Annotated in this window: 7 protein-coding genes; 4 read left to right on the forward strand and 3 right to left on the reverse strand. The window is 74.6% G+C overall.

Going from position 1 to position 8,492, the window contains the following annotated elements; genetic code table 11:
- A partial coding sequence (locus GTQ99_RS15840; RefSeq protein WP_166616700.1) for a helix-turn-helix transcriptional regulator occupies nucleotides 1–888 on the reverse strand: 888 nt, incomplete at its 3' end.
- Nucleotides 889–1,058: 170 nt separating this feature from the next.
- Between GTQ99_RS15840 and GTQ99_RS15845 the strand changes: the two genes are divergently transcribed.
- Nucleotides 1,059–2,084 (forward strand): zinc-binding dehydrogenase, encoded by a 1,026-nt coding sequence (locus GTQ99_RS15845; protein WP_166616701.1) that lies wholly within the window; start codon nucleotides 1,059–1,061, stop codon nucleotides 2,082–2,084.
- A gap of 69 nt (nucleotides 2,085–2,153) precedes the next feature.
- Nucleotides 2,154–2,576 (forward strand): (R)-mandelonitrile lyase, encoded by a 423-nt coding sequence (locus tag GTQ99_RS15850; protein WP_166616702.1) that lies wholly within the window; start codon nucleotides 2,154–2,156, stop codon nucleotides 2,574–2,576.
- Nucleotides 2,577–2,639: 63 nt separating this feature from the next.
- Here the strand turns inward: GTQ99_RS15850 and pdxY are convergent, their stop codons facing one another.
- A complete protein-coding gene (pdxY, locus tag GTQ99_RS15855) occupies nucleotides 2,640–3,491 on the reverse strand; it encodes a pyridoxal kinase PdxY (RefSeq protein ID WP_166616703.1) in 852 nt (283 codons plus the stop codon).
- Between the two features lie 213 nt (nucleotides 3,492–3,704).
- On the reverse strand, nucleotides 3,705–5,165 hold the full coding sequence (locus tag GTQ99_RS15860) for an aminotransferase class I/II-fold pyridoxal phosphate-dependent enzyme (RefSeq protein ID WP_166616705.1): 1,461 nt from the start codon (nucleotides 5,163–5,165) through the stop codon (nucleotides 3,705–3,707).
- A 190-nt stretch (nucleotides 5,166–5,355) separates the two neighbouring features.
- On the opposite strand from GTQ99_RS15860, the gene GTQ99_RS15865 reads away from it, so the two are divergent.
- Both GTQ99_RS15865 and GTQ99_RS15870 read left to right on the forward strand, forming a co-directional pair.
- Nucleotides 5,356–7,821, forward strand: coding sequence for an ATP-binding cassette domain-containing protein (locus GTQ99_RS15865; protein ID WP_166616704.1), 2,466 nt, complete (start codon nucleotides 5,356–5,358; stop codon nucleotides 7,819–7,821).
- A 97-nt stretch (nucleotides 7,822–7,918) separates the two neighbouring features.
- The coding region (locus tag GTQ99_RS15870) for a protein adenylyltransferase SelO family protein (protein WP_205707598.1) at nucleotides 7,919–8,492 on the forward strand (574 nt) is incomplete at its 3' end.

Raw genomic sequence — 8,492 nt, forward strand, 5'->3', positions numbered from 1 at the left:
GGTTCCGGTGGGCGTGGCGCGGACCGTCGCGGCCCAGGAGGCGAGCAGGCCCAGCGCCTGGGCGCTGGGGCTGGCCGGCTCCGCGGCGTACAGGGTCAGCGTCAACCCGGGTTCGGCGACCACCTCCAGCGACTCGTAGGCCAGGTCCAGGTTCCCGACCGCGGTGTGGTGGAAGGACTTGGTCCCGGCTCCGTGCAGGCGCACGTCGTGCGAGCTCCACAGGGCGCGGAACTCCCCGCTGCGGGTGGACAGCTCGCCGACGAGGTCGTGCATGAGCTTGTCGTGCGGGTCGCGGCCGGCCTCGGTGCGCAGGATCGACACGCAGGTCGCCGCGGCGGTCGGCCAGTCGGGGTAGAAGCGGCGGGAGTCCTCGTCCAGGAAGGTGTAGCGGGCGAAGTTCGGGGAACCCCCGCCGCCGGCGGCGTCCAGGGAGGCGTAGAGGCTGGAGTGCATCGCCCAGCCCAGGGTGTTGACCGCCAGCAGGTCCATCCGCCCGTTGCGCACGATCGCCGGACCGGCGCTGAAGGCGTCCAGCGCCCACTGCAGGCTCGGGCGGGCCGTCCACTTCGACGTCGAGCGCCGGCGCGGGCGGACCAGCGCGCTGGTGCCGTCGGCGGCGCTGGCCAGGTCGAACAGGTGGGTGCGTTCGGCCTCGTCCAGGCGCAGGGCCCGGGCCAGCGACTCCAGCACCGACGCCGACACCCCGGCGAGGGCGCCGCGCTCGAGCTTGGCGTAGTACTCCACGCTGATGCCGGCCAGCGACGCCGCCTCCGCGCGGCGCAGCCCGGGAACCCTGCGCCGCCCCACGTCGGGCAGCCCGGCGTCGGCCGGGGTGAGCTTGGCGCGGCGGGTGGTGAGGAAGTCCCGGACCTCGGCGCGGTTGTCCATGACGACCACGGTAGGCGCACCGCCCGGGCCCGGGGAGTCACCGCCGAGGGGTGTACCGGCGGTGCACCCCTCGACAGGGCACCGCAGGAGGCGGGTGGTCCCCTGCGCCCGGGTGTTCGATGGCGGTGGTGCACCGCGTGGTGCACCGGACCCGATCGAGGAGAGAACACGTGCGTGGTGTCGTGATGCACGCCCCCGGTGACGTGCGCGTCGAGGACGTGCCCGAGCCGACGCTCCAGGAACCCACCGACGCGGTCATCCGCCTGGCCGCCACCTGCATCTGCGGCTCCGACCTGTGGCCCTACCGCGGCGCCGACGAGGTGCGCGAACCGCTGCGCATGGGCCACGAGTACTGCGGTGTCGTCGAGGAGGTCGGCGCCGACGTCCACGGGATCCGGGTGGGCGACTTCGTCGTCGGTTCCTTCTTCGCCTCCGACAACACCTGCGAGATCTGCCGCGCCGGCTACCAGACCAGCTGCCTGCACCGCGAGGTGCTGGGCACCGGCGGCGCCGCGCAGGCCGAGCGCATGCGGGTGCCCCTGGCCGACGGCACGCTCGTGGCCACCCCGGGGCTGCCGGAACCGGACCTGATCCCCAGCCTGCTGGCCGCCTCCGACGTCCTGGGCACCGGCTGGTTCGGTGCCGTCGCCGCCGAGGCGGGCCCCGGCAAGACCGTCGCCGTCGTCGGCGACGGGGCCGTGGGCCTGTGCGCCGTGCTGGCCGCCAAGCAGCTGGGCGCGGAGCGGATCGTCCTCTTCAGCCGGCACGCCGACCGCCAGGCCCTGGGCAGGGAGTTCGGCGCCACCGACGTCGTCGAGCAGCGCGGCGAGGAGGGCGTCGCCCGGCTCCTCGAACTCACCGGCGGGCTGGGCGCGCACTCGGTCGTCGAGGCCGTCGGCACCCACGAGTCGATGCACCAGGCCATCGCGTCCACGCGCCCGGGCGGGCACGTCGGCTTCGTCGGCGTGCTGCACGACGTCGCGATCACCGGTGACGACATCTTCATGACGCACGTGCACCTGCACGGCGGACCGGCACCGGTGCGCCGCTTCCTGCCCGAGCTGATCCGGCTGATCTGGGACCGCCAGATCGACCCGGGCAGGGTCTTCGACCTGACCCTGCCGCTGGAGCGGGCCGCCGAGGGGTACGAGGCCATGCACGAGCGGCGCGCCACCAAGGTCCTGCTGCGGCCCTGAACCCCGGCCAGCGCACCCGCGCGGGACGTCCGCAGCCCGAGGCACCACCCACCGCAGGAGAGAGCGACGATGCAGCTGAACACCCCCGGGGCCACGCAGTCCCCGACCGCCACCTTCACCGGACGGGTGCTGGTGACCCCGCTGGCCACCGGTCGGCGACCGTCCCGGCTGAGCGTGGCGCTGGTGCGCTTCACGCCCGGAGCCCGCACCCACTGGCACGTGCACCCGCTGGGTCAGGTCCTGCACGTCACCGAGGGCGTCGCCCTCGTCGGCACCCGCGACGGCTCGGTAGTGCGCGCCCGCGCCGGCGACAGCGTCGTGTGCGCACCGGGCGAGGAGCACTGGCACGGCGCCACCGCCGACGCCTTCGCCGCGCACCTGGCGATCCAGGAGGCCGCCGAGGAGGCGAGCGGGACGTCCAGCCCGGTCACCTGGCTGGAGCCGGTCGCCGAGGACGTCTACCGCTCGGCGCAGCAGTCCCGGGGAGCGTGAGCGGGCGCACCCGCGCCGAGAGCGCTGCCCGGCGCGCTCGGCGCAGCGGCGACCGGCGGCGGGTCAGCGCAGGCGCTCGACGCCGAACTGCAGGCGCGGGTGGGCGTAGGACTCCTGCGCCTCGATCAGCTGCAGCTCCCGCTCGCCCGAGCGGTAGGTCGTCTCGATGAGGTCGAAGACGCTGGAGGCGGTGCGCGCCAGGGCGTCGGCCGCGTCACCGGTGCGGCGGTAGTGCGCCGTGAACAGCGCCGCCGTGACGTCGCCGGAACCGTTGGCCTTGAACGGCAGCATCGGGGTGCGCACGATCCACGCGCCGGCGTCGTCCACGACGACCATCTCGATCGTGCCCTCCTCGCGGTCGGGCCGCTCGACGCTGGTGACGAGCACCGTCGAGGGGCCCATCGCCCGGGCCAGGTCGGCGGAGGCCAGGGTGGACTCCAGCGTCGTGGGCTCGGTGCCGGTGAGGTAGCCCAGCTCGAACTGGTTGGGGGTGATGACGTCGGCGACGGGCACGACCCGCTCGCGCAGCAGGTCGGGGATCTCCGGGGCCACGAAGCAGCCGGAGCGGGCGTTGCCCATCACCGGGTCGCAGGCGTAGATCGCCGAGGGGTTGGCCGCCTTCACCCGCCGCACCGCGTCGACGATCACGTCGCCGATGCCGACGCCCCCCTGGTAGCCGGACAGGACGACGTCCACCTGCGGGAACACCCCGCGCTCCTCGACCCCGGTGAGGACGTCCGCGACGTCCTCGGCCGCGATGAGCGGACCGCGCCAGGCGCCGTAGCCGGTGTGGTTGGAGAAGTTCACCGTGTAGACGGGGATCACCTCCACGCCGATGCGCTGCAGGGGGAAGACGGCCGCCGAGTTGCCGACGTGGCCGTGGGCCACCGCCGACTGGATGGACAGGATCTTCATGACGTCAGCCCTTCGCCCTCCGCGGGTGCACCCGCGGCCGGCTGCACGCCACCCGGCCACCACCCGCGCCCACACGCGTTCCACGGGTCCGGGGCCCGCTGCCCAGGACGGCCACAACCGTAGTCACCCCGCGCGACACCCACCATCCGGGTCGGACCCCCGCCGCGCCCGCGTCCCGCGGGCGCGGCGGGGGCGCGGCGGGGGCGCGGGGCCTCAGCCGGCGACGACGCGCAGGGTCTGCAGCGTCGGGTCGGCGGCGTCCGGGACGAGCATGCCCGCGGCCACCCCGCTGACGAGGTAGTCCACGGCCTCCTGCGTGACGACCTCGCCGGGGGCCAGCACCGGCACGCCCGGCGGGTAGGGGCTGACCAGCTCGGCGACCACGCGGCCGACGGCCCGCTGCACCGGCACCTGCTCCACGGGCGCGAAGAACGCCTCGCGCGGGGTCATGGCGTTCTCCATCTCCAGCTGCCCCGGCCGCGGCAGCCTCGTGGGCTCCTTCCGCTCCAGCTCGCCGGCCTCGGCGGCCAGCCGGCGCAGCGAGCGCAGCAGGACGGCCTCGGTCTGCTCGTCGTCGCCGTGCGTCAGGCGCACCCCGATGCGGCAGGCGTCGGCGGAGCCCACGTCGACGTGGCAGGCGGCGCGCAGCCAGTCGCCGGCCTGGTAGCCGCTGATGCCCAGCGCGCGCACGTCGATCGTCAGCGCCAGCGGGTCCAGGTCGAAGGCGCCCTGCGGGCGCACGACCTCCCGGCCCATGAGGTCGAGCCCGTCGATGCCGTCCACGGCGGCGCGCACGCGCTGCGCGCGCTGCAGCGCGGCGCCCAGCAGCTGCTCGCCCTGCTCGACCATCTGCCGGCGCCAGCCGTCGAGGGAGGCGTAGACCAGCGGGGAGGAGCTCGTGGTGCCCAGCAGGTCCTCGCGCTGCTTGAGCACCTGCGGGTCCACCAGGTCGCCCTTGAGGTGGAACACCGAGCTCTGCTCGATGGCCGAGCCCATCTTGTGCACGCTGGTGACGACCACGTCGGCGCCGGCGTCCACGCCCCACGCGGGCAGGTCGGGGTGGAAGGGCAGGTGGGCGCCCCAGGCCTCGTCGACGATGAGCGGGACCCCGAACTCGTGGCAGACCTCGGCGACGCCGGCGATGTCGGCGCAGGTGCCCCAGTCGGTGGGCGTGATGAGCAGCATCCCCTTGGCGTCGGGGTTCGCCTCCAGCGCGCGGCGCACGTCGGCCGGCTCCGGCGGGTGCGCCAGGTGCAGGTCGGCGTCGAAGTGCGGGTGCACCCACACCGGGGAGATCCCGGAGACGATGACCCCGGCGACGACGGACTTGTGCGCGTTGCGGGAGATGAGCAGCTTCTCCCCCGGCCCCGCCACGGAGATCATCGCGGCCTTGACGGACAGCGAGCTGCCGCAGGTGGAGAAGAAGGTCGTGTCCGCGCCCACCGCGTCGGCCATGAGGTCCTCGGCCTGGCTGACCACGCCCTGCGACTCGCGCCGGTCGTCCAGGCCGTTGAGCGTCAAGACGTCGCAGGCGAACGTCCCCTCGCCCATCAGCTGCAGGACGCGCGGGTCGACCCCGCGCCCCTGCTTGTGCCCGGGTGGGCCGAAGACCACGTCCCCGCGGCGGTGGAAGGCCTCGATGGCCTCCAGGACCGGGGTGCGCGAGTGGTCCACGCTCACGACGCCTCCTCCCCGGCCCGGCGGTGCCGGACCGGTCACGACGCGGTCCCGCCGCAGCGGGACCCTTCCAGCGCTCCCGGTACCCGATCCCGCGCCGCCCATGCGCGTCCCCGGGGACCCGCGCCCTGTCGGTGCCGCGTGCCAGGCTGTCGCGCGACGAGGTGCCGGCGACGAGGGGGACGCGATGAGCACGACCGCGAGCAGGACCGCGAGCAGGGACGCGGGCGGGAGCGCGGGCACGGGCGGGTCCCCGGGGACGCACGCGGGGCCGGCGGCCCCGGTCGCCGACCGCCACGACTTGATCCGCGTGCTCGGCGCCCGCGAGAACAACCTGCGCGACGTGAGCGTCGTGATCCCCAAGCGCCGGCTGACGGTGTTCACCGGCGTCTCCGGCTCGGGCAAGAGCTCGCTGGTCTTCGGCACGATCGCCGCGGAGTCGCAGCGGCTGATCAACGAGACGTACAGCACCTTCGTGCAGGGCTTCATGCCGACGCTGGGGCGGCCAGACGTCGACGTCCTCGAGGGGCTCACCACCGCGATCATCGTCGACCAGCAGCGGATGGGCGCCAACGCGCGCTCCACCGTCGGCACCGCCACCGACGCCAACGCGCTGCTGCGCATCCTCTTCAGCCGCCTCGGGCAGCCGCACGTCGGACCGCCGCAGGCGTTCTCCTTCAACGTCGCCTCGATGAGCGGGTCGGGCGCGGTCTCCTTCGAGCGGGGCGGGAAGACGGTCAAGGAGCGGCGCGAGTTCCGCACCACCGGCGGGATGTGCCCGCGCTGCGAGGGCATGGGAGCCGTCTCCGACATCGACCTGACCCAGCTCTACGACGACAGCGCCTCCCTCAACGGGGGCGCGCTGCGGATCCCCGGCTACAGCACCGACGGCTGGTACGGCCGCATCTTCAGCGGCTGCGGCTTCTTCGACCCCGACAAGCCGATCCGCGAGTTCACCGAGCGGGAGCTGCACGACCTGCTGCACCGGGAACCCACCAGGATCAAGGTGGACGGCATCAACATCACCTACGAGGGGCTGGTGCCGAGGATCCAGAAGTCGATGCTGTCCAAGGACGTCGACTCGCTGCAACCGCACGTGCGCGCCTTCGTGCAGCGGGCGGTCACCTTCACCACCTGCCCCGACTGCGCCGGCACCCGCCTCAACGAGGCCGCCCGCTCCTCGCTCATCGACGGCACGAGCATCGCCGACGCCTGCGCCCTGCAGATCAGCGACCTGGCCGCGTGGGTGCGCGGCCTGCGCGAGGAGTCCGTGGCCCCGCTGCTGGCCACGCTGGGCGAGACCCTGGACTCCTTCACCGAGATCGGGCTGGGCTACCTGTCCCTGGACCGGTCCGCGGGCACCCTGTCGGGCGGCGAGGCGCAGCGCGTGAAGATGGTCCGCCACCTCGGCTCTCCGCTCACCGACGTCACCTACGTCTTCGACGAGCCCACCACGGGCCTGCACCCGCACGACGTCCAGCGGATGGACGACCTGCTGCTGCGCCTGCGCGACAAGGGCAACACCGTCCTCGTCGTCGAGCACAAGCCGGAGGTCATCGCGATCGCCGACCACGTCGTCGACCTCGGTCCCGGCGCCGGCGCGGCCGGCGGCGCCGTCTGCTACGAGGGCACCGTGGAGGGGCTGCGCGCCAGCGGCACCACCACCGGCCGCCACCTGGGGTACCGGAGCGCCCTGAAGGCGACCGTGCGCACCCCCACCGGCACCCTGCCGATCCGCGGCGCGAGCACCCACAACCTGCGCGACGTGGACGTCGACGTCCCGCTGGGGGTGCTCGTCGCGGTCACCGGTGTCGCCGGCTCCGGCAAGAGCTCCCTGGTGCACGGCTCGATCCCCGCCGCCGCGGGTGTCGTCTCCATCGACCAGAGCCCGATCCGCGGGTCGCGGCGCAGCAACCCGGCCACCTACACCGGGCTGCTGGAACCGGTCCGCAAGGCGTTCGCGAAGGCCAACGGCGTCAAGCCGGCCCTGTTCAGCGCCAACTCCGAGGGGGCCTGCCCCACCTGCAACGGCGTCGGCGTCGTCTACACCGACCTGGCGGTGATGGCCGGTGTCGCCACCACGTGCGAGGAGTGCGAGGGCAGGCGGTTCCAGGCCGAGGTCCTCACCCACCTGCTCGGCGGCAAGGACATCAGCCAGGTCCTGGCCATGTCCGTCACCGAGGCGAGCGCGTTCTTCGCCGCGGGGCCGTCGCGCGTGCCGGCCGCCGCCGCGGTCCTGGAGCGGCTCGCCGACGTGGGGCTGGGCTACGTGCACCTCGGCCAGCCGCTCACCACGCTCTCCGGCGGCGAGCGCCAGCGGCTGAAGCTGGCCACCCGCATGGGCCAGGCCGGCGGCGTGTACGTCCTCGACGAGCCGACCACCGGGCTGCACCTGGCCGACGTGGAGCAGCTGCTGGGCCTGCTGGACCGCCTCGTCGACGCCGGGACCTCCGTCCTCGTCGTCGAGCACCACCAGGCGGTCGTGGCGCACGCGGACTGGGTCATCGACCTGGGGCCGGGGGCCGGTCACGACGGCGGCCGGGTCGTCTTCGAGGGGACCCCGGCCGACCTCGTGGCCGCCCGCTCCACCCTCACCGGCGAGCACCTGGCCGCCTACGTCGGTGCGCTCGCCGCCGCGCCCGCCTCGCCGTAGCGTTGAGGGGGTGAGCGTCGCACCCCCGCCGGCCACCGCCCTGCGCACCACCCTCGACGGCGGCCTGGACGACCGCTTCGCGCGCGAGCTGCCCGAGATGGCGATCCCCTGGCAGGGCGCGCCCGCCCCGGACCCCCGGGTGCTCGTGCTCGACGAGCAGCTGGCCGCCGAGCTGGGCCTCGACCCGGCCTGGCTGCACAGCCCCGAGGGCGTCCAGGTGCTCGTCGGCAGGTCCGTCCCCGCAGGCGCCGCGCCGGTGGCGCAGGCCTACGCGGGGCACCAGTTCGGCGGGTTCTCCCCGCGGCTGGGCGACGGGCGCGCGCTGCTGCTCGGCGAGCTCGTCGACGTGCACGGCCGCGTGCTCGACCTGCACCTGAAGGGTTCCGGGCGCACCCCGTTCGCGCGCGGCGGCGACGGCCTGGCCGCGGTCGGGCCGATGCTGCGCGAGCACCTCGTCAGCCGCGCCGTGCACGCCCTGGGCATCCCCACCACCCGCTCCCTGGCGGTGGTGGCCACCGGGCGCACCGTGCAGCGCGAGACGCCGCTGCCGGGCGCCGTGCTGGCCCGCGTGGCCGCCAGCCACCTGCGCGTCGGCAGCTTCCAGTACGCGCGCGCCAGCGGCGACGTGGACCTGCTGCGCCGCCTGGCCGACCACGCGATCTCCCGCCACC

This window comes from Kineococcus vitellinus (assembly GCF_009906315.1).
In the GTDB taxonomy this organism is placed as follows: Bacteria; Actinomycetota; Actinomycetes; order Actinomycetales; family Kineococcaceae; genus Kineococcus; species Kineococcus vitellinus.

Bases quoted from the DNA above. Each gene is read 5' to 3' on its own strand.
- pdxY (WP_166616703.1), bottom strand. From the start codon at position 3,491: ATGAAGATCCTGTCCATCCAGTCGGCGGTGGCCCACGGCCACGTCGGC.
- GTQ99_RS15850 (WP_166616702.1), top strand. From the start codon at position 2,154: ATGCAGCTGAACACCCCCGGGGCCACGCAGTCCCCGACCGCCACCTTC.
- GTQ99_RS15865 (WP_166616704.1), top strand. From the start codon at position 5,356: ATGAGCACGACCGCGAGCAGGACCGCGAGCAGGGACGCGGGCGGGAGC.